Genomic DNA, 19,432 nt, shown 5'->3' with positions numbered 1-19,432 from the left:
ATTGCTATGCAGTACGATATTATCATTATAGGAGCCGGGCCAGGAGGAATCTATTCTGCCTATGAGCTCACAAAAGAACAACGGAATCTGAAAATTGCCGTATTTGAAGCAGGAAATCCCCTGGAAAAACGCCGCTGTCCCATTGACGGGGAAAAAGTCACCTCCTGTGTCAACTGCAAAACCTGTGCCATTATGAGCGGATTCGGCGGCGCAGGAGCCTTTTCAGACGGCAAATATAACATCACCAACAATTTTGGCGGCACTCTGTACGAACATATAGGGCGGCAGACGGCTCTGGATCTGATGAATTACGTGGACCAGATCAACCTCTCCCATGGGGCAGAAAACACAAAGCTGTATTCCACTGCAGGAACCCGATTTAAAAAGCTCTGCCTCCAGAACAAGCTTCATCTTTTAGACGCCTCTATACGTCATCTGGGAACAGATCTGAACTATGTGGTCCTGGAAAACCTGTACCATGAATTAAAAGATAAAGTCGATTTTTATTTCAATACTCCTGTATCTTCCGTAGAAGTCCTATCTCCGGGTTTCCGGGTATTTTTCGGAAATACTTCTGCGGACTGTGAAAAATGTATTGTCTCCGTAGGCCGCAGCGGCAGTAAATGGATGGAATCTGTCTGCCGGCAGCTCTCCATCCCCACCCTTTCCAACCGGGTAGATCTGGGAGTCCGGGTAGAACTTCCGGCAGTAATCTTCTCTCATCTCACCGATGAGCTCTACGAAAGCAAGATTGTATACAGAACGGAAAAGTTTGAGGACAATGTCCGTACCTTCTGTATGAATCCCTATGGCATTGTAGTAAACGAAAATACTAACGGCATTATTACAGCCAACGGCCACAGTTATGAAGATGTCAATATGCGGACGGAAAACACTAACTTTGCCTTGCTGGTCTCCAAGCACTTTTCTGAGCCTTTCCGTGACAGCAACGGCTATGGAGAGAGTATTGCCCGGTTGTCCAACATGCTGGGAGGAGGAGTTATTGTCCAGCGCTTCGGAGATCTGATGCGAGGCCGGCGCAGTACTGCCCGCCGTATTGATGAAGGACTGGTGCGTCCTACCCTCAAAGCCACACCTGGAGACCTAAGCCTGGTACTGCCTAAACGAATTCTGGACGGTATCATCGAAATGATCCAGGCTCTGGATAAAATTGCTCCCGGCACTGCCAATGACGATACGCTCCTCTACGGCGTAGAAGTGAAATTTTATAATATGGAAGTCAAGATTGATGAAAACCTGGAAAGTCCTTATAAAGGCCTTTATATCATTGGAGACGGCAGCGGCGTTACCCATTCCCTTTCCCACGCTTCTGCCTCAGGAGTCTATGTAGCCAGACATATATTAGAACATTTATAAATTTTTGCTTTCCAGATATAAGTACACTGAGGGTAAACAGAAATTTCCACAAAAAACGCTCTGAGATTCTTCTCCTACACGAAATTTTCGCGTTTAGAAAAACTCTCAGAGCATTCTTTTTCTCTGTCAGGCATTTTATAGCCTGTTTTATGAATTTATTGAGCCAGCTTCAGCATGATCTCATTGCTTCTGGCAACAAATTTTGTCATTTCTTCAGGAGTGAGCTGTCTGTGGCTGAGCAGAGCCAGGTCATAGAGCTGCTCACAGAACATCTGGATATTCTCTCCATCCTTGTGCTCCAGTACATACTGTACCAGCTTGTTTTTGGCATTTAATACCAGTGTCTCCTGTCCGCCGAACATAGATGGGTCCATACCATACATGTTGTACATTTTCATCATTTCCTGCATACGGCGGCTTTCTTCGGAAATCGTCATCATAGAAGATACATTCTCATTTTTCAGATTTTCTACCTTTACTGTCAGGTTTTCCTTATTCAGGGCCTTCTTGAAGATTTCTGACAGTTCTTTGGTCTCCTCTTCCAGATTCTTTCCATCCTCTTCCTTTACTGCTTCAGATACATCGGCATCAATACGAAGGAATCTTACATTCTCCTTTGACTGCTCAACGTGAGAGATAAAAGGGGAGTCAATGTTATGTTTCAGGATTACTGCATCCAGCCCCTGTTCCTTAAACATGTTAATATACTGGCTCTGCTGCACTTCATCTGTCACATAATAGATGTTTATCTTTTCAGGCTCTTTTTTAGCTTCTTCCATAGCTTCTTTCGCTGTCTCCTCTTTATTCTCTTCAGTTACCTGTTCCTGCTCTTCCTTTACCTCTTCTTCTGTTTTCTCAGGCGTATTTTCTTTAATGCAGTCCTCCAGTGTAAGGTATTTTCCATCCAGGTTCTTATAGAGGATATAATCCATCATTCTCTCAGAGAATTTGCTGTCTTTAATGCAGCCAAACTTGATAAACGGGCTGATATCGTCCCAGTATTTCTCATAATTTTCTCTGTCAGTCTTGCACATTCCAGTAAGCTTATCTGCTACCTTCTTGCTGATATAGTCAGAAATCTTCTTCACAAATCCATCATTCTGAAGCGCACTTCTGGATACGTTCAAAGGCAGATCCGGACAGTCGATAACACCCTTTAACAGCATAAGGAACTCCGGGATCACCTCTTTAATATTATCAGCTATGAATACCTGGTTGTTATACAGTTTAATAGTTCCCTCAATAGATTCATACTCCATATTGATCTTCGGGAAATACAGGATACCCTTTAAGTTAAAAGGATAATCCATATTCAGATGGATCCAGAACAGAGGCTCTTTATAGTCCATAAAGACTTTCCGGTAAAACTCTTTGTATTCCTCTTCTGTACACTCATTGGGATGCTTCATCCACAGAGGATGGGTGTCGCTTAAAGAAACCGGGCGCTTGTTGATCTTCACCATATCTCTGGCAGGAGAAACTTCTACCGTCTCTTTTTCACCTTTGTCATTCTCTTTTTCCTCTGTCTTGGCATCTTCGTGGATATGTTCTACAACCACGTCATCTTCTCTCAGTTCAGACTCTTCAATGGTCTCATATTCCTGAGGGGCATTGGCTTTGGAAAGGAAGATTTCCACAGGCATGAAAGAACAGTATTTTTCAATGATTTCTCTCATTCTATACTCATTGGCAAACTCCAGGCTGTCCTCATTTAAGAACAGGGTAATCTCTGTACCTACCTGAGTACGGTTTCCTTCTCCCATCTCATATTCGGTGCCGCCGTCACATTCCCAGTGAACAGGGGCAGCCCCTTCTTTATAAGAAAGAGTATCAATATGCACCTCATCAGCAACCATAAATGCAGAATAGAATCCCAGTCCAAAATGGCCGATGATCTGATCGTCATTGGTCTTGTCTTTGTATTTTTCCAGAAACTCTGTAGCACCTGAGAAGGCGATCTGGGTAATATATTCTTCTACCTCATCAGCAGTCATACCAAGACCTGTATCAATAAACTTCAGAGTTTTCTCTTCCGGATTTACGATAACTTCGATTTTATTCTTATGACCTTCCGGGAAAGTATAGTCTCCCATAACCTCCAGTTTTTTCAGCTTTGTAATAGCGTCGCAGCCATTAGAAATCATCTCACGGACAAAAATGTCATGATCAGAATACAGCCATTTTTTAATGATTGGAAAAATATTGTCACTATTAATTGATAAAGTACCACGCTTATTAGCCATGATAAATCCATCTCCTTTTTCTTCTTTTAGCATTGGGACCTCTACACTTGCCCCGTCTAAAGAACATATTAATACCCAAAATCTGAAAAGTCAAGAAAAAATTAGCACTCATTTTTCATGAGTGCTAATAATTCTTATTTCTTTTCTACTTTCTGTGCTACAATGAAGATATTCGGGGGATTCTGATGGAGGTTTACAATCTCCAGAATCAGAAAACCATGTTTCTGGATTTTCCGCATAAGGCCAATAGGCGTTTCAAAAGAAACATAGGGCATCAGGCCCAGCTTGCTTTTCCAGAATTTCTCCACGGCCACAGGAGAAAAGTTTCTCGCCAGACAGTCCGTAGCAGAGATAAAAATTCCTCCTGGTTTCAGAAGATCATGAATCCTTCTGAGAACCTCACCCTGATTCTTCATATAAAGCAGTACATTATAGGCTGTCACTGCATCATAACTCTCCGCCTTTTCTTTTAGTTCCATAAGGTCCTTTTTCACAAAATGGATATTGTTTTTTCCAGCTTTCCCGGCTTTTTCTTTAGCCTTGTCCATCATATCTTTTGATGTATCTATGGCTGTAATTTCCTTAACATAGCCGGCAAGAGGAATCGTAGCGTTTCCCGTACCGCAGCCAATCTCCAACACGATATCTTCCTTATCTAAAAAACGTGCCGAGCGCTTCACTGTTTTTTTATAAGCGCTTTTATATTCCGGGATTACCTGAGCATCATATACTTTTGAACGCCCGTTCCAAAATTTCTGGCTGTCCTGCCTGTTACTTTTCATGGTCTCACTCCTGTTCCTGGTTTATCATTATTTCGTCTGTACCTATCTTGACCACTTCTTATTTCTGCTTTCCGCAGCCTACCCCTCAACGATCAGATATCCTCCTCCCGGCAAAGGAAATACCTCGCTGGATTCCTCCAATTCTTCATCGGACATTCCATCCACGTCCATACCGCTTTCCTCAAAATATTCCCGTACTTCTTTCAGAGAATCCACTACCTCAGCCATGCAGTCCTCCAGAAAGGCCTCTGCCTCTTCCATAGTCTCTGCAACCGGCTCGGAAAAAAGCTGTCCCTGGTTTTTCAAAAAGGTTAAAATGCATTCATCGCTGTATTCGTTCATTCTCATTTCCTCCCTTATATTTTGTATGTATGCAGTGGTTTTTATCCCCATTCTCTTTCTGTTATAATTTCTGATTTTCTCTAGATTTCTTTAAAAATTCCAAAATCTGAGCCGGCCTGTCCACAATCAAGTCCGCTCTATGCTCCTCCAGTTCTTTTCTGGGTCTAAATCCCCAAGTCACACCAATAGTAAACATTCCCGCGCCATGTCCGGTCTCCATATCTGTATCCGTATCTCCCAGGTACAGACATTCCTGAGGTTCTACAGAAAATTCCTCTGCAATAGTCAGTGCTCCTATGGGGGAAGGTTTTCTTGGCACCTTTTCCGTCTGTCCCTGGACTTTATGGAACATCTCCTGTCCGAAAATTTTTTCCACTACCTCCACAGCAGCTTCATGGGGCTTATTAGAAAGAACAGCTATCTTCATCCCTTCTTTTTTCAGCTCCTCCAACATCTCTATAATCCCTTCAAAAGGCTTCACATGGTAAAACGGATCTTCCGCAAACCATTTTCTGTACAGTCTGCGGACCTGCTCATAATCTGCTTTGTCGCCTCCGGGTACAGCGGCAAGCATCCTCCGCACCAATTCATCGGCTCCGTTTCCCGCGTAAAAATTATAATCCTCTACCGGAATAGGGGGCAGATGAAAATGGGCCAGGGTTCGATTTCCCACATAAGCAATAGACTCTACTGTATCAGCAATGGTTCCATCCAAGTCAAAAATACAGGCTTTATACATGTCTTCTCACTCCCTAATCTGAATTCCCATATTTTTCATTTCCTGGTAGAGCCTTGCCACCGGCAGCCCTACTACATTGTTATAATCGCCCTGTATCTCCCGGACAAAAACCGCGCCTTTCCCCTGAATGCCATAGGCGCCGGCCTTATCCATAGGCTCGCCGCTGTGAACATAATCCTGTATTTCCCTGTCTGACATTGGATAAAAACTTACCTGAGAGGACTCATGAAAAGTAAGGGTCTGAACATTTTCTCCTTCTCTGCTCATGACCGTTACCCCGGTAAATACCTGATGAGACCTTCCGCGAAGCATAGAAAGCATTTTGACAGCATCCTCTTGGGAACTGGGCTTCCCCAGAATTTTTCCATCCAGAGTCACAATCGTGTCTGCTCCGATCACAGTCACATCATCTTTCTGTTCAGAAAAAATCTCCCGGCATTTTCCCAAAGATAATTCTTCTACTGCCTCTCCCGGATCTGTCTTTGTGATTTTCTCCTCTCCTTTTGCCGGACAGACTTCAAACACAGCGCCAATCTGTTCCAATAGCTCCCGACGCCGGGGAGAAGCGCTTGCAAGTATGATTTTTCTCATGTCATGCTCCTTTTGTATTTCTCTGTTTCTTTGCTTTTAAGTATAGCCTGTCTCTGAAAGGTATGCAACTAAAAAATCAGAGACCTTACAGCAAGCTGCAGGATCTCTGATTCTTTATTTCTATCAAAACTGTTCGTTAACCTTCTGGGATATTACTGGGCCAGGGTCTTTCCCAGATTTCTGCAGGCCTCTTTTGCCTCGTCATCTGGCTCTTCGTTGCAGATCACGCCATCCTGTATCAAATTTGCTCCCGCTTCTTTGCAGGAGGCTTCCCAGTTCCGCATCCATTCACCGTCTCCCCAGCCATATGAGCCGAAAAGGCCGATTTTCTTTCCTGACAAGCCGTTTTTGCAGTCATCGAACATTGGTGCAAATTCTGTATCTTCCAGTTCTTCGTCACCCATAGAAGGGCAGCCAAAAGCAATGGCGTCATATTCTGCCATCTTATCACCGGAGAAAGCCGCTGCTTCAAACACCTCTGCTTCTGCTCCTGCATCTTTCATTCCCTGTTCTACTTCCTGAGCCATAGCCTCTGTATTTCCTGTTCCACTCCAGTATACAACTGCTGTTTTCATAATATATACCTCTCTTTAAAATTATTTTGTATGCTAAGCAGCCACGATCAGCTGCCTCACAGGCTTTCCTGCCAGAAACAGTCTCTGATAAACTTCTTCGCATTTTTTAAATTTGCAGAAGGTCTTCATGGCAGAACATTCATCACAATACACTTTCCAGCATCCACAGCACTTACAGTTCTTTCCCTGATTCACCATAAATCCCCAGACGTCATCTTCAGGGTATCCCAGGAAAAGGCCTACCTCATGGGGGAACTCTCCCTCGTCTCCCATTCTGTCTTTCAGGATTTCAATAGCTTCCTCTGCAGTCTCATAGCAATATCCCTGAGTCTTTAAAATTGCTCTGGTCTTTTCCCTTTTCAGTTCCTCATCCAGCTTTCCAACTCGAAAAACATACAGGAGGGCTCTGTGTCCGTTTACTTTCATCACATGAAGATCCAGGCCTTTTTCCTGAAAAATTTTTCTCCACTGAGAAAGGACTTCACGGAACTCCTCTTCTTTTTCCCAGGGATACCAGAAAAGATTTGCAGTCTTCAGTCCTGCTAGTGTAGGGGCGCTGTGCCTTATCAGAAACTTATCCAGCATTTACCTGCCCTCCTTTAATATCTTCCAGAACCGACTGAAGGGCTGATGTGCTGCTTCTGTGGATCCTGACAATCGGTATATTATTTCTCTTTGCCTCCTGAGAAGCATTCATAACCATTTTATGAGAAACTGTGTTTGTAAATAAAAGAAGCAGATCCGGACAGCCCATCTTTTTCTTGATAGAGCCATGCTCCTTTACAAAAACCTTTGCCTTACATCCATAGTCCTGACAGAGGTTTTCATATCTTGTTACCATTCTCTCATTGCCGCCTATAATTACAATACTCATATGGAATCGCTCCTTTCTAGTTAGCTTTTTCTAACTCCTATGGAAAAAGAAAACGGATCCTCTATCCGTTTTATATTCCTTAAATTAGTTTTGCTTAATTAGTTTTAACTAACTATCATATTACTTGCTTTTTCTCTTCCTGTCAACAAGTTTTTAAAATTTGACGGAAAATTTTTCATATGCTAAACTAAAACCATTGTACAGATATAAGGAGGCTCCCAATGAAAATTTTATTCACCGATTTAGACGGTACTCTCCTGAACCGGGACAAGAAAATATCTTCTGAAAATCTGGAGGCCATCGATTATGCCTCACGCCAGGGGAACATAACTGTAATCTCTACCGGACGCTCCCTTTCTTCCGCCCTGCCTTATATAGAAGAGCTGGCATCCGTTCAAAAGCAGTCCTATGCCATAACCTACAACGGAGGCCTGATCTACGATTGTACCTCTCAGAAAATACTCTATAAGAAAACAATCCCTCTTCCTTATGTTCAGTATATTTTTCAGCAGGCGAAAAAATTCCATATTCATTGTCAGACTTATGAGGATGGATATGTACTGGCAGCAACAGACAGTGAGGAGCTGCGAGAATATGCTGCCCATACCAGTATGCCTGTCCGCATCCTCCCGGACCCTCCAGGAGAACTGACGAAAGAACCTTTCAAAATCCTTACTTCCTGCCTTCATGACCGAGAGCATCATCAGGCATACCGTCGTTCTCTGGAGGATTGGTCAAAAGATAAAATTTCACTGTTTTTCTCCAGTGATTATTATCTGGAACATGTACCTTTAGGAGTGTCCAAAGGCAATGCCATCCATATACTCTGCCAGCTTCTGAATGTCCCCATAGAAAACACTTATGCGGCAGGTGATGCAGAAAATGACATAGCCATGCTGAAAGCAGCTCATACAGGTATTGCCATGGCAAATGGCACAGCAGAAGTCAAAAAAGTGGCTGATTACATCACAAAATCCGATAATAATCACGGCGGAATCCGTGAAATCATTAAAAACTTTATAGAAAATTAATGAAAACCCCTTCCATTCTTCTTATAAGTTGGATTATAATAGAGAAAATATTATTAGACGGGTAGTTGCATTACAAATGTCTGAATTGTAAAGAAAGGATTTAGAGAATATGGGAAATTTTGGCAAAAAACTTTTAGGTGCAGGGGCTCTTGGAGCCGCTGCAGGCGCAGCAGTTTATTACTTCGTAAAAAAGAAAAGCGAAGATCCTGATCTCCAGGAGGAATTTGCAGATTTTCAGGATAATATTAAGGAAACTGCCGCCTCAGCGGTCAATGTTGCCTCCCGGCTGAAAGACGTTGTAGAAAAATCTGTGGATAATGCGGTAAGTAAGGTAAAAGAGCACACCGATGATTTCGTTGACGATGACATCTTTGAAGAAGAAGAGTCTTTTTCCTCAGCAGCATCTGAAGTCGCTGAAGAAGTAAAAGAGGCTGGAAAGGAAGCCGTATCTGATGCAGCTGAGACTGTAGAAAAGGCAGCGGAAAAGGTAGAAGAAACCGCAGAAAATATTAAAGAAGCAGTTGATGATTCAAAAGAGTCATAAACTGTTGATGCATTTGTGCAAATATCATACTTTATTCCCGCGAGCAACGAGCCAAGCGGGCATGCTCGCATGTCCATTTGGCGACTGCCGCGAGGGTCAAAAACCCCGATGCAAGCATACGGGGTTTTGACTGGCCGCAAAGGGGCGGCCTCTCTTGAAGGAGTAACTTTTAATCCGTAGTTTTTGGGAGTTTTGTGGTAAAACACGCAGATAAGACTTCGATTATTTTCCTGCTGTTTCACCATAAATCTCCCTTTTTTTGTAAAGGAGGAATGCTTTTGAATGAAGTATTACTGTTAGTTGGAATTGTAATTATGATCTGTATCCTTTTAGGACGTTTTGCTGAAAATCTTCCTGTTCCTTCCCTTCTGATTTTTATAGGATTAGGCATGTTTTTCGGAGCAAACGGTCCCATTGGAATACAGTTTGATGACTATTCTGTGTCCGAGAGTATCTGTACTATCTGTTTGATATTCATTATGTTCTATGGAGGCTTTGGCACCAATATTGCTTCCGCCAGGCCTGTTCTGGGAAAATCTCTCTGTTTATCTACCCTGGGGGTTATTCTTACCGCCGGCTTTACCGGAGCTTTTATACATTTCGTTCTCCGTCTATCCTGGACGGAAAGTATCCTTATCGGAAGCGTGATCGCTTCCACAGATGCGGCCTCAGTCTTTAACATACTCCGTTCCCAAAGCCTGGCTCTAAAAGACAATACAGCTTCTCTTTTAGAGGTAGAATCCGGCTCCAACGACCCGATTTCCTATATGCTGACTCTGGTTCTGATCTCTGTTATAACAGGTGAAAAAATCTCAGTTCCTCTTATGCTGTTTCAGCAGATCTTTTTCGGTCTGGCAGGGGGATTTCTCATCGGCTGGATTGGTATCCTGCTGCTTCGCCACTTTAATTTTGAGATGGAACAAGGCCGGACAATCTTTGTGTTTGCCGTAGCGCTTACTGCTTACGCTCTTCCTTCTCTTCTGGGAGGAAATGGCTATCTCAGTGTATATTTAAGCGGTATTTTAATGGGAAATTATTACATACCTGATAAAAAATATCTGGTCCACTTTTTCGACACCATCACAGGGATTTCTCAGATGATCATATTTTTCCTTCTGGGACTTCTGGTCACACCTGCTCAGTTAGGACCGGTACTGATCCCCGCCATTCTCATTATGGTTTTCCTTACTCTGATGGGAAGGCCCTTAAGCGTCCTTCTCATCCTGGCGCCTTTCCGGTCATCTTTTCGGCAGATTGGCGTCACCGCCTGGTCCGGACTTCGAGGTGTTGCTTCCATTGTGTTTTCCATTCTGGTAGTGCTTAATGATGTACCAATGAAATACAATATTTTTAACCTGGTCTTCTGTATTGTCCTGATGTCTATTGCTATACAGGGAACCCTTCTTCCCTGGGTATCCGAAAAACTGCAGATGATCGATCTCCACGGAAATGTGGAACGGACTTTTAATGACTATCAGGAATCCACAGACGTAAGTTTCATAAAGATTTCCGTAAAAGAAGGTGACCGTCTGTCTCACTGTCTGGTAAAAGATGCCTCTTTTCCTTCCGGACTGCTGATCGTCATGATTGTTCGTGGTACAGAGAGCATTGTTCCAAACGGAAATACAGAAATCCTGCCGGGGGATCTTCTGGTGGTGGCTGCCCCTGAGTTTGAAGACAGAAAAAACCTGTCTCTCTATGAAAATGTCATCCGTCCAAATCATCCATGGCTGAACAAGCCTCTGAGGAAAATTTCTATTCCTGCAGGCTGTCTTATTGTTCTTATTTTAAGAGACGGAACTTCTATTATTCCTGAAGGGAAAGATGTACTCCGGGAGGGTGATATCATCGTTACTGCAAGATTTTAAAAAGAAGCTGCCGCATTTTATGTGTAAATATTCCTTACATACAAAATGCGCAGCTTCTTTTCTGTTTTAGTTTTCCCATATCTTTTTTAGGCTTTTCATGGCCTTTTCAATATCTTCTTCTCTCAAAGTAGCATAGCCCAATAGAACCATATTTTCCTCTTTTGACGTCTTTTGTATCCGATATTCAGACACTCCATAAACCTTAATTCCAGATTCTTTTGCCCGGAAAACAGCTTCTTGTTCTGTCAGCCCGTTACAGAATTCCACCAGCAGATGAACTCCTGCATTTTCTCCGGAAAAAGTGCATATATGGGACATGTCTTTCAGGCATTTTACCATAAGATCATGTTTATTTTTATAAACAGCCCGCATACGATTTAAATGTCTCTCATAGTATCCTTCTCTGAGAAACAATTCCAAAATCTTCTGGTCTGTTCTGGATACAGTTACGGAAAAAAGATGTTCCAAAGACAGATACGTGTTCATCAGCTCCCGGGGAAGGACCATATAACTGACTCTGACAGAGGGCGCCAGAGATTTGGAAAAGGTCCCCAGATAGATCACACAGCCTTTCTGGTCAAATCCGGAAAGAGCCGGGATGGGCTGGCCTTTATAGCGGAATTCACTGTCATAATCGTCCTCGATAATATATCTTCCCTCCCTGGCTCCGGCCCATTTCAGGAGCTCCGTCCTCCGCTTCAGGGGCATGACCATTCCCATGGGAAATTGATGGGAGGGCATTACATAAACCGTATCCGCCTCTGTTTTTTCCAGCTCCTCTATACGGATTCCCTGTTCATCCTGTCCTACCGGCAAAATGTGGCTGCCCATATGAAGGAAATCGTAGTAGGCGCTCAGATAAGTTGGATTTTCCATAGCAATCTTCCGATTTTTCCCCAGTATCACCCAGAGGAGCATAAGAAGATAGTCATTTCCTGCCCCTATAATAATCTGACCTGGGTCGCAGTCTACACCTCTGGCACTATGAAGATATTCTGCCACCGCCTGTCGGATCCCAGGTTCTCCACAAGGGTCTCCCAGCTGAAAAAGACTGTCTCCTTCCTGTGAAAGGACCTCCCTGGACAGTTTCCGCCAGATATTATGGGGAAATCCTCCCGGTGCAATACCATTCAGCGCAAAGTCCCACCTGTAAACAGTATCGGAAGGCTTTTGTCCAGAATTTACTTCTGGAAATTCCTTTTTCTTTCTGTCGAAATAAATGCCTTCCATCTGGCACACATAGTAGCCTTTACAGGGAACAGATTCTATATATCCCTCTGCCAGCAGCTGGTCATAAGCCATATCCACAGTGCTTCTGCTAATGCAGAGATTTTTCGCCAAAATGCGGGAAGAAGGCAGTTTTTCTCCTGCCTTCATCTTTCCCTTTTGTATTTCATTTTTTATATGATCATAAATCTGCCGGTACATAGGAAACCGGCTGTCCTCTTTCAGAGGAATCAGCAAATCATTCATCTTCTTATTTCTCAGGAAGCTTAAAAGAGCTCTTCAGGGATACAATACGGTTAAACACCGGTGCTCCCGGTTTGGTATCATGGCAGTCTCCGCAGAAAAATCCGTTCCGCACAAACTGATAGCGGTCATAAGCTCCTGCCTTTCCCAGTTCCGGCTCCACATAGGCTTCTTCCACTACAGTAAGAGAATTTGGATTTACATTCAGGCTTCCGTCCTCTTTATTGTATACACCTTTTTCTTCATCTACGATATTCTCATAGAGACGGCACTGTACCTTTACTGCTGTAGATGCGCATACCCAGTGAATAGTACCTTTTACCTTTCTTCCGTCAGGAGAATTTCCCCCTTTGGATGCAGGATCATACGTACAGTGGATCACTGTGATATTCCCTTCTTCATCCTTTTCACAGCTTGTACAGGTAACAAAGTAGGCATTCATCAGTCTTACTTCATTTCCCGGATAGAGACGTCTGTATTTCTTTACCGGCTCTTCCATGAAGTCTTCTCTCTCAATATAAAGCTCTCTTCCAAAAGGCACCTGTCTTACACCCAGCTCCGGATTTTCCATGTTATTTGGAACTTCCAGATACTCAATTTCTCCTTCCGGATAATTATCGATGACCAGTTTCACTGGATCCAGTACTGCCATCATACGTGGGGCTTTCATCTTCAGGTCCTCCCGGATACAATACTCCAGCATAGCGTAATCTACAGAGCTGTTTGCCTTGGAAACACCGCAGAGCTCTACAAATTTCTGGATAGATTCCGGAGTAAATCCCCTTCTTCTGAGAGCAGCAATAGACACCAGTCTGGGGTCGTCCCATCCGTCTACTGTTCCGTCTTCTACCAGCTTCTTAATATATCTCTTTCCTGTTACCACATTGGTGAGATACAGTTTTGCAAATTCAATCTGTTTCGGAGGATGGGGATATTCCAGTTCTCTTACCACCCAGTCATAAAGAGGTCTGTGATCCTCAAATTCCAGGGTACAGATAGAATGGGTCACTCCCTCAATAGCATCTTCTATAGGATGGGCAAAATCATACATAGGATAGATACACCATTTGTCCCCGGTATTATGGTGAGTCATATGGGCTACCCGATAAATGATCGGGTCTCTCATATTAATGTTGGGAGAGGCCATGTCAATTTTTGCTCTGAGCACGTGGCTGCCGTCAGGAAACTCCCCATTTTTCATTTTCTCAAACAAATCCAGATTTTCCTCAACGCTTCTGTTCCGGTAAGGACTTTCCTTTCCTGGCTCTGTGAGGGTACCTCTGTATTCCCGGATTTCCTCAGGGCTGAGATCACAGACAAAAGCTTTGCCTTTTTTTATCAGTTTTATAGCAGCCTCATACATCTGGTCAAAATAATCAGAAGCAAAATAAAGCCTGTCTTCCCAGTCAGCTCCCAGCCATTTCACATCTGCTTTGATGGAATCCACAAACTCTGTCTTCTCTTTGGTAGGGTTGGTGTCGTCAAAACGAAGGTTAAACTTTCCGTTATATTTCTTTGCCAGTCCGTAATTTAATAATATAGATTTTGCGTGACCGATATGCAGGTAGCCGTTAGGCTCCGGAGGGAATCTGGTACAGATCTCCTCATATTTTCCCTCAGCCAGATCTTTCTCTATGATCTGTTCAATAAAGTTTTTGGAAACGGTTTCCTTTACTGTCTCTTTTTCCAATTTATTCTCCTCCATCTATGGTATTTATCCTTGCGGACTTCTCTTTCAATTCTTTCAAATGCTGCCGGCCTTCTTACAGACTGCCGGGATCCGTCAACATCTGATATAGTATCATAAATTTTCCATTTTTCAAAGGCTTTGCCCCATTTTTTATTCTGCGATCATAAAATTTGCCGCAGCCGTAGCAATCAGCTTTCCCGTTTTTTCTGACTTGCACTGAGCGCTGATATTACAGATCCGTCTGCCCGCCCGGTCTGCCCGGGCCGTTACCAGCATGGCATCTCCAGCCATTCCCGGGGAAATATAATTAATGTTCAGATTTATGGTGGGGATCATAGTTTTGCCTGTGACACTGCGGACTGCAGTTCCACAGGTGGTATCCATGGCAGCGGCAATAATTCCTCCGTGGACCGTACTCATATGGTTCAATTCCCATCTCTGGATAGGAAAACGGAGTGTCACACTCTTCTTTTCATAACTGCAGCTGTAAAACTCAATCTGCATTTTGCTGTATAAATGATCCGGGTCTTTAGGGTACAGTTTGTCCATACTCTCCCGGATTTCCCTCTCCATTTGTTCCTGCATGGTTTCTTCCATTTTTAACCGCCTTTCTGTCTGCCGAATTTATGGCTCTAAACCCATTTTCTTTAATATCTGACTTCTACCAGTGTCAGTCCTCTGGCCGGTGCCGTAAAGCCTGCCAGTCCTCGGTCTCTTCCCTCCAATATACCCGGAATCTCCTCTGGTTTCCGGTCTCCTCTTCCTACTTCGATGAGGGTTCCGGTCAGGATCCGCACCATATTATAGAGAAATCCCTCTCCCCGGTAATCAATCTGCAGCTCATTTGGAAGCTGGGTAAGCCGGATTTCATAAAGAGTCCTGACTGTGGACTTTTTCATCTTTTTATTAGAGCAGAAACTTTTAAAATCATGGGTACCTGTAAGATACACGGCAGCCTGTTCCATGGCTTTTACATTGTAAGTTTCATGAAGGGGACAGAGATATTTTCTTTCAAATACATTTTTATGGCTGCCTGTTCCTATACGGTAACGATACAATTTTTCTTTAGCATTAAGACGGCTGTGAAACCTGTCGGAAACCTGGCACACCTGGAGGATTTCAATGTCCTCCGGAAGATAATGATTCATATATTCACAGATTTCCTCACAGCTCATGGGTGTATCCAAATGTCCATTGGCTACCTGGCCCAGGGCATGTACCCCTGCATCAGTCCTTCCTGCTCCCTGTATCTGCACAGGATTTCCTGTCATCCTGGAAAGAACCTCCTCGATTTTCCCCTGAATAGTGTTTTCTGTGGTTTTCTGTCTCTGCCAGCCTCCATATCTGGTCCCGTCGTACTGTATGTCAAATCGATAGTTCATATTTCCGTCCTTCTTTTCACTTCTCTGGCTCTGCCTCTTTTTCAAAGGCCTTTGTACATATTATATCCTGATATTTATCTGTTTCATTATATAATCTGGCAGCCTCAGTGTAAATACTAAAAACCACAAATGAACATCCGTACGTAAAATGGAGCTGTCGCATTAATCAAAATCGAGAATATTTATACATTTTATTGCTCAGTCTGTGCCGCTTTGAGCCTATGGTCTCAAAGCTATGCTCGACAAATTCGCATAAAATGTATAAATATTCCTGACATATGACTAATGCGACAGCCCCATCCAGTCCATATCTGCTTATATATTTTGAATTTTAGAAGCAGGTAAATGCCCCATCTATAACAAAATCCGCTCCTGTAGTAAAGGAACTGGTATCTCCCGCCAGATATACAGCTATTGACTGGAGCTCTTCCGGTTTTCCCATACGTCCCATAGGCGCCATATGATTCCATTTCTCTATGAGAGGTTTCAGGCTTTCCGAATTCAAAGTCAGCTCTGTAGCCATATATCCCGGACTGATGCTGTTTACTCGGACGCCTCTTTTCGCAAACTCCACAGCCATTGATTTTGTAAGCTGGATAACTCCTGCCTTAGATGCATTATAAGAGCACTGGGGCTGGGGCACATTCACGATATGAGCAGACATAGAGGCCGTATTAATAATAGAGCCCTTTCCCTGTTTCAGCATAACTTTGGCCGCTGCCTGGGAAGTGAGAAAGACTCCTGTAAGATTAATATCTAGAACCTTTTTCCACTGTTCATAAGTCATCTCCTCCGCCGGAATGTTCATACAGATTCCTGCATTGCAGAAGGCCGCATCCAGATGCCCGAATTCTTCCATAATTCTTCTTATCATTGCATCTACTTCTTCCGGCTTTGTCACATCTGCCTGGATAGCAATGGCCTTCACCCCTGTATTTTTTTCAATCTCACCAGCAGTTTTTGCCGCCTCTTCCATATCAATATCTACCAGAGCCAGGTCACTTCCCGCCTCTGCCAAAGCCTGGGCAATAGCCTTTCCAATGCCCCTTGCTCCCCCTGTAACAAAAGATACTTTCCCGTCCAGTCTCATTTTTTCTAAAATTCCCATAAGTTCTCTCCTTTTAACTTATTGTCTGATTTTGCATACTTTGATTATATACTGTGGGAAATTTCTGTGCAATCTTTTTATTCTTCCTTCCAAAACTTCACCTGTTTTCCCAGGAAAAACAAAGCCACCAGGTTAGGCAGGGCCATCATACCATTAAAGGCATCTGACAGCTCCCAGATCAGGCTTGGCGCCAAAATACAGCCGGGAAGTGTAATGAGGATATAGACATATCGATAGACAGAAGCGCCTTTTTCTTTTCCCAGATATGCCGCAGTCTGCTCTCCGAAATAGGACCAGCCTGCAATAGTGGCAAAAGCAAATAATGCCGTAGCCGCTGCCAGAAACTGCTCTCCCCATGGGATTACCGAAGCAAAAGCCTGACCAGTCAGCGTGGTGCCATCCACTGTTTCTATTCCCCGGCCCATCTGTTCCAGATATAGTTCCGGCTGGTATACGCCGCTTGTAAGGATTACCAAAGCAGTAACTGTACAGCCAACCATTGTATCGATAAATACCTCCAGCATTCCCCACATTCCCTGTATCTCCGGTTCCTTTACGTCAGACTGAACATGGGCCATTACCGAAGACCCCAGGCCTGCCTCATTAGAGAAAATCCCTCTGGCTACTCCCATTCGGACAGCCTGTTTCACAGTGTATCCTGCTGCTCCGCCCAGTCCTGCTTTCATCTGAAAAGCCTGGGTGAATATCATTTCCACTGCCTGGGGAACTGCTCTCCAATTTACGGCCAGCACTGCCAGCGCTCCCAGAAAATAAATTCCTGCCATAAGGGGAACCAGCTTTTCTGTAAGAGCAGCCACCCGTTTTACCCCGCCAGTGACCACCAGGGCCAGCAAGATCATACAAAGGGTGCCGGTCAAAAAAGGGGGAATGCCAAAAGCAGTCTCTAAGCCCTTTGCCATGGAATTCCCCTGAACCATATTTCCCATCCCCAAAGAGGCCACAAGACAGCATACTGCAAAGAGTACTGCCAAAAGCCTGGAGTTTAATCCTCTCTCCATATAGACCATGGCACCGCCTATCCATTGTCCCTTCTGGTCTTTATATCGATACCGGATTCCCAGATAGTTTTCCGCATAGTTGGTCATCATTCCGAAAAATGCTGAGACCCACATCCAGAAAATCGCCCCTGGTCCCCCGAAAATCAATGCAGTAGCCACTCCTGTAATATTTCCCGTTCCAAGAGTAGCTGCCAGTGCTGTACAGAAAGACTGGAACTGGGAAATGGAATGTTCTTTGTCTGTTCTTCTCACATCTTTTCTATTTAGTAAAGCGCCAATAGTCATTCTCATCCAGATATGTATTTTTCTTATCTGAAAGAATCGCGAGCGAAGAGTAAAACGAATTCCCGTTCCCAAAAAGAACACCAGCATCCCTGGTCCCCACACCAGATGCTGAAGCCCGTGAATGAACTCTTCCATGGATTTTTTACCTGTTTTTTTGTAAAATTTATGCAAGTTCCCGGTAAAAAATGTGTTCACCAGGTTTTTAGCCATTATCCCTATAATGATTTAAAGTTTTTTTCATAATTTTTGTGTTTTTTTGCTCAAAATTGTGGAAAAAAACAGTGATTAATTGTATAATATATGACAGTGAAACAATAAAGAGCAGCTTACCCTGCTGTGTCTATTGTTATCTTAAGAAAGAGAGGGTTCATTATGAAACAAAACAATATGTTGGCAATGATACTGGCCGGTGGTCGTGGCACACGTCTGCATGAGCTGACAAAAAAAGTTGCAAAGCCTGCCGTATCCTACGGCGGAAAATACCGTATCATTGATTTTCCACTGAGTAACTGCGCCAACAGTGGAATCGACAATGTAGGCGTACTGACACAGTACGAGTCCATTCAGTTAAACAGCTATGTAGCTGCCGGCGGACGCTGGGGACTGGATGCCAAAAACAGCGGAGTTTACGTACTTGCTCCCCGTGAAAAGGCAGATGTAGATTTAGACGTATACAGAGGAACCGCAGATGCTATTTCTCAGAATATCGACTTTATCGACAGCTTTGATCCGGAATATGTCTTAATCCTTTCCGGAGATCACATTTATAAAATGAACTACGCAAAAATGCTTGCTGCACATAAAGAGCAGAATGCAGACGCTACCATCGCTGTAATTGAAGTTCCAATGAAAGAAGCCAGCCGCTTCGGTATCATGAATACAGATGAGACAGGAAAGATTGTAGAATTCGAGGAAAAACCTGAACATCCAAAGAGCAACCTGGCTTCCATGGGTATCTATATCTTTACTTGGAAACCTCTGAGAAAACTTTTAACTGCAGATATGAAGAATCCGGATTCTCACCATGATTTCGGTAAAGATATCATTCCTGTTATGCTCAATGAAGGCAAGACACTTTACGCTTACAAATTCAAAGGATATTGGAAAGACGTAGGAACCATTGATTCTCTTTGGGAGGCCAATATGGACTTGCTGGACAAAAACAATCCTCTGGATTTAAGCGATTCTTCCTGGAAGATCTACACCGAAGATTCTGATAGTCTTCCCCATTATATCGGTCCCAATGCAGAAATTAAACGCGCATTTATCACCCAGGGCTGTATTATCGATGGTACTGTAGAAAACTCTGTATTATTTACAGATACCAAGATTGGAACTGGCGCTAAGGTTATTGACAGTGTGATCATGCCAGGCGCTGTGGTAGAAGAAGGCGCTGTGGTGCAGAGAGTTATTGTGGCAGACGGCGTACATATCGGCAAAAATGCCAAGGTAGGCAGTGCTGACAGCGAGCATATCGAACTCATTGCAAAACGTGTAAAGGGGGAGGAATAA

Annotated in this window: 19 protein-coding genes; 5 read left to right on the top strand and 14 right to left on the bottom strand. The window is 43.6% G+C overall.

Going from position 1 to position 19,432, the window contains the following annotated elements; translation table 11 throughout:
- The first annotated feature begins 6 nt into the window (after positions 1–6).
- Positions 7–1,377: an NAD(P)/FAD-dependent oxidoreductase gene (locus B5G00_RS14090; protein WP_087273814.1), complete on the top strand. Its 1,371-nt coding sequence runs from the start codon at positions 7–9 to the stop codon at positions 1,375–1,377.
- Between the two features lie 155 nt (positions 1,378–1,532).
- Here B5G00_RS14090 and htpG read toward each other — a convergent pair whose 3' ends face one another.
- From htpG to B5G00_RS14050, 8 genes are all read right to left on the bottom strand, one after another.
- On the bottom strand, positions 1,533–3,620 hold the full coding sequence (gene htpG / locus B5G00_RS14085) for a molecular chaperone HtpG (protein ID WP_087273879.1): 2,088 nt from the start codon (positions 3,618–3,620) through the stop codon (positions 1,533–1,535).
- A 134-nt stretch (positions 3,621–3,754) separates the two neighbouring features.
- A complete protein-coding gene (locus tag B5G00_RS14080) occupies positions 3,755–4,402 on the bottom strand; it encodes a class I SAM-dependent methyltransferase (RefSeq protein WP_087273811.1) in 648 nt (215 codons plus the stop codon).
- A 78-nt stretch (positions 4,403–4,480) separates the two neighbouring features.
- Positions 4,481–4,744: a glyoxalase gene (locus B5G00_RS14075; RefSeq protein ID WP_087273809.1), complete on the bottom strand. Its 264-nt coding sequence runs from the start codon at positions 4,742–4,744 to the stop codon at positions 4,481–4,483.
- Between the two features lie 61 nt (positions 4,745–4,805).
- Positions 4,806–5,483 (bottom strand): HAD family hydrolase, encoded by a 678-nt coding sequence (locus B5G00_RS14070; RefSeq protein WP_087273806.1) that lies wholly within the window; start codon positions 5,481–5,483, stop codon positions 4,806–4,808.
- Positions 5,484–5,489: 6 nt separating this feature from the next.
- Positions 5,490–6,074: a Maf family protein gene (locus tag B5G00_RS14065; RefSeq protein ID WP_087273803.1), complete on the bottom strand. Its 585-nt coding sequence runs from the start codon at positions 6,072–6,074 to the stop codon at positions 5,490–5,492.
- A gap of 152 nt (positions 6,075–6,226) precedes the next feature.
- A complete protein-coding gene (locus B5G00_RS14060) occupies positions 6,227–6,652 on the bottom strand; it encodes a flavodoxin (RefSeq protein ID WP_334293308.1) in 426 nt (141 codons plus the stop codon).
- Between the two features lie 30 nt (positions 6,653–6,682).
- A complete protein-coding gene (locus tag B5G00_RS14055; RefSeq protein ID WP_087273800.1) occupies positions 6,683–7,234 on the bottom strand; it encodes a DUF3793 family protein in 552 nt (183 codons plus the stop codon).
- Positions 7,224–7,523, bottom strand: a complete 300-nt coding sequence (locus B5G00_RS14050) for a DUF2325 domain-containing protein (protein ID WP_087273796.1) — start codon at positions 7,521–7,523, stop codon at positions 7,224–7,226. Before B5G00_RS14050 ends, B5G00_RS14055 begins: the two co-directional genes overlap by 11 nt.
- Positions 7,524–7,744: 221 nt before the next feature.
- Between B5G00_RS14050 and B5G00_RS14045 the strand changes: the two genes are divergently transcribed.
- The 3 genes from B5G00_RS14045 (at position 7,745) to B5G00_RS14035 (ending at position 10,966) form a co-directional block, all read left to right on the top strand.
- Entirely contained in the window at positions 7,745–8,554 is an 810-nt protein-coding gene (locus B5G00_RS14045; RefSeq protein ID WP_087273793.1) for a Cof-type HAD-IIB family hydrolase, read from the top strand.
- 109 nt (positions 8,555–8,663) lie between these two features.
- A complete protein-coding gene (locus tag B5G00_RS14040) occupies positions 8,664–9,098 on the top strand; it encodes a hypothetical protein (protein WP_087273791.1) in 435 nt (144 codons plus the stop codon).
- A gap of 278 nt (positions 9,099–9,376) precedes the next feature.
- Positions 9,377–10,966, top strand: a complete 1,590-nt coding sequence (locus B5G00_RS14035; protein ID WP_087273788.1) for a potassium/proton antiporter — start codon at positions 9,377–9,379, stop codon at positions 10,964–10,966.
- 66 nt (positions 10,967–11,032) lie between these two features.
- Here B5G00_RS14035 and pdxR read toward each other — a convergent pair whose 3' ends face one another.
- The 6 genes from pdxR to B5G00_RS14005 form a co-directional block, all read right to left on the bottom strand.
- Entirely contained in the window at positions 11,033–12,439 is a 1,407-nt protein-coding gene (gene pdxR, locus B5G00_RS14030; protein ID WP_087273787.1) for a MocR-like pyridoxine biosynthesis transcription factor PdxR, read from the bottom strand.
- 4 nt (positions 12,440–12,443) lie between these two features.
- A complete protein-coding gene (locus B5G00_RS14025) occupies positions 12,444–14,141 on the bottom strand; it encodes a glutamine--tRNA ligase/YqeY domain fusion protein (protein WP_087273785.1) in 1,698 nt (565 codons plus the stop codon).
- 135 nt (positions 14,142–14,276) lie between these two features.
- Positions 14,277–14,723, bottom strand: a complete 447-nt coding sequence (locus tag B5G00_RS14020) for a PaaI family thioesterase (RefSeq protein WP_242971369.1) — start codon at positions 14,721–14,723, stop codon at positions 14,277–14,279.
- Positions 14,724–14,773: 50 nt separating this feature from the next.
- Entirely contained in the window at positions 14,774–15,508 is a 735-nt protein-coding gene (gene truA, locus B5G00_RS14015) for a tRNA pseudouridine(38-40) synthase TruA (RefSeq protein ID WP_087273783.1), read from the bottom strand.
- A 331-nt stretch (positions 15,509–15,839) separates the two neighbouring features.
- Entirely contained in the window at positions 15,840–16,616 is a 777-nt protein-coding gene (locus B5G00_RS14010; protein ID WP_087273781.1) for an SDR family oxidoreductase, read from the bottom strand.
- Positions 16,617–16,693: 77 nt separating this feature from the next.
- On the bottom strand, positions 16,694–18,055 hold the full coding sequence (locus B5G00_RS14005) for an alanine/glycine:cation symporter family protein (protein ID WP_087273875.1): 1,362 nt from the start codon (positions 18,053–18,055) through the stop codon (positions 16,694–16,696).
- Between the two features lie 237 nt (positions 18,056–18,292).
- On the opposite strand from B5G00_RS14005, the gene B5G00_RS14000 reads away from it, so the two are divergent.
- Positions 18,293–19,432, top strand: coding sequence for a glucose-1-phosphate adenylyltransferase (locus B5G00_RS14000; RefSeq protein WP_087273778.1), 1,140 nt, complete (start codon positions 18,293–18,295; stop codon positions 19,430–19,432).

Origin of the sequence: Blautia sp. An46, assembly GCF_002161645.1 — a bacterium.
In the GTDB taxonomy this organism is placed as follows: Bacteria; Bacillota; Clostridia; order Lachnospirales; family Lachnospiraceae; genus Blautia; species Blautia ornithocaccae.
The sequence above is the reverse complement of the archived record's forward strand: the minus strand, read 5'-3'. Positions and strand labels throughout refer to the sequence as shown.

What these genes read in the sequence shown, in the direction of transcription:
- B5G00_RS14090 (WP_087273814.1), top strand. Translation starts at nt 7, where the DNA reads ATGCAGTACGATATTATCATTATAGGAGCCGGGCCAGGAGGAATCTAT.
- htpG (WP_087273879.1), bottom strand. Translation starts at nt 3,620, where the DNA reads ATGGCTAATAAGCGTGGTACTTTATCAATTAATAGTGACAATATTTTT.
- B5G00_RS14080 (WP_087273811.1), bottom strand. Translation starts at nt 4,402, where the DNA reads ATGAAAAGTAACAGGCAGGACAGCCAGAAATTTTGGAACGGGCGTTCA.
- B5G00_RS14075 (WP_087273809.1), bottom strand. Translation starts at nt 4,744, where the DNA reads ATGAACGAATACAGCGATGAATGCATTTTAACCTTTTTGAAAAACCAG.
- B5G00_RS14070 (WP_087273806.1), bottom strand. Translation starts at nt 5,483, where the DNA reads ATGTATAAAGCCTGTATTTTTGACTTGGATGGAACCATTGCTGATACA.
- B5G00_RS14065 (WP_087273803.1), bottom strand. Translation starts at nt 6,074, where the DNA reads ATGAGAAAAATCATACTTGCAAGCGCTTCTCCCCGGCGTCGGGAGCTA.
- B5G00_RS14055 (WP_087273800.1), bottom strand. Translation starts at nt 7,234, where the DNA reads ATGCTGGATAAGTTTCTGATAAGGCACAGCGCCCCTACACTAGCAGGA.
- B5G00_RS14050 (WP_087273796.1), bottom strand. Translation starts at nt 7,523, where the DNA reads ATGAGTATTGTAATTATAGGCGGCAATGAGAGAATGGTAACAAGATAT.
- B5G00_RS14045 (WP_087273793.1), top strand. Translation starts at nt 7,745, where the DNA reads ATGAAAATTTTATTCACCGATTTAGACGGTACTCTCCTGAACCGGGAC.
- B5G00_RS14040 (WP_087273791.1), top strand. Translation starts at nt 8,664, where the DNA reads ATGGGAAATTTTGGCAAAAAACTTTTAGGTGCAGGGGCTCTTGGAGCC.
- pdxR (WP_087273787.1), bottom strand. Translation starts at nt 12,439, where the DNA reads ATGAATGATTTGCTGATTCCTCTGAAAGAGGACAGCCGGTTTCCTATG.
- B5G00_RS14025 (WP_087273785.1), bottom strand. Translation starts at nt 14,141, where the DNA reads ATGGAGGAGAATAAATTGGAAAAAGAGACAGTAAAGGAAACCGTTTCC.
- B5G00_RS14020 (WP_242971369.1), bottom strand. Translation starts at nt 14,723, where the DNA reads ATGGAAGAAACCATGCAGGAACAAATGGAGAGGGAAATCCGGGAGAGT.
- truA (WP_087273783.1), bottom strand. Translation starts at nt 15,508, where the DNA reads ATGAACTATCGATTTGACATACAGTACGACGGGACCAGATATGGAGGC.
- B5G00_RS14010 (WP_087273781.1), bottom strand. Translation starts at nt 16,616, where the DNA reads ATGGGAATTTTAGAAAAAATGAGACTGGACGGGAAAGTATCTTTTGTT.
- B5G00_RS14005 (WP_087273875.1), bottom strand. Translation starts at nt 18,055, where the DNA reads ATGGAAGAGTTCATTCACGGGCTTCAGCATCTGGTGTGGGGACCAGGG.
- B5G00_RS14000 (WP_087273778.1), top strand. Translation starts at nt 18,293, where the DNA reads ATGAAACAAAACAATATGTTGGCAATGATACTGGCCGGTGGTCGTGGC.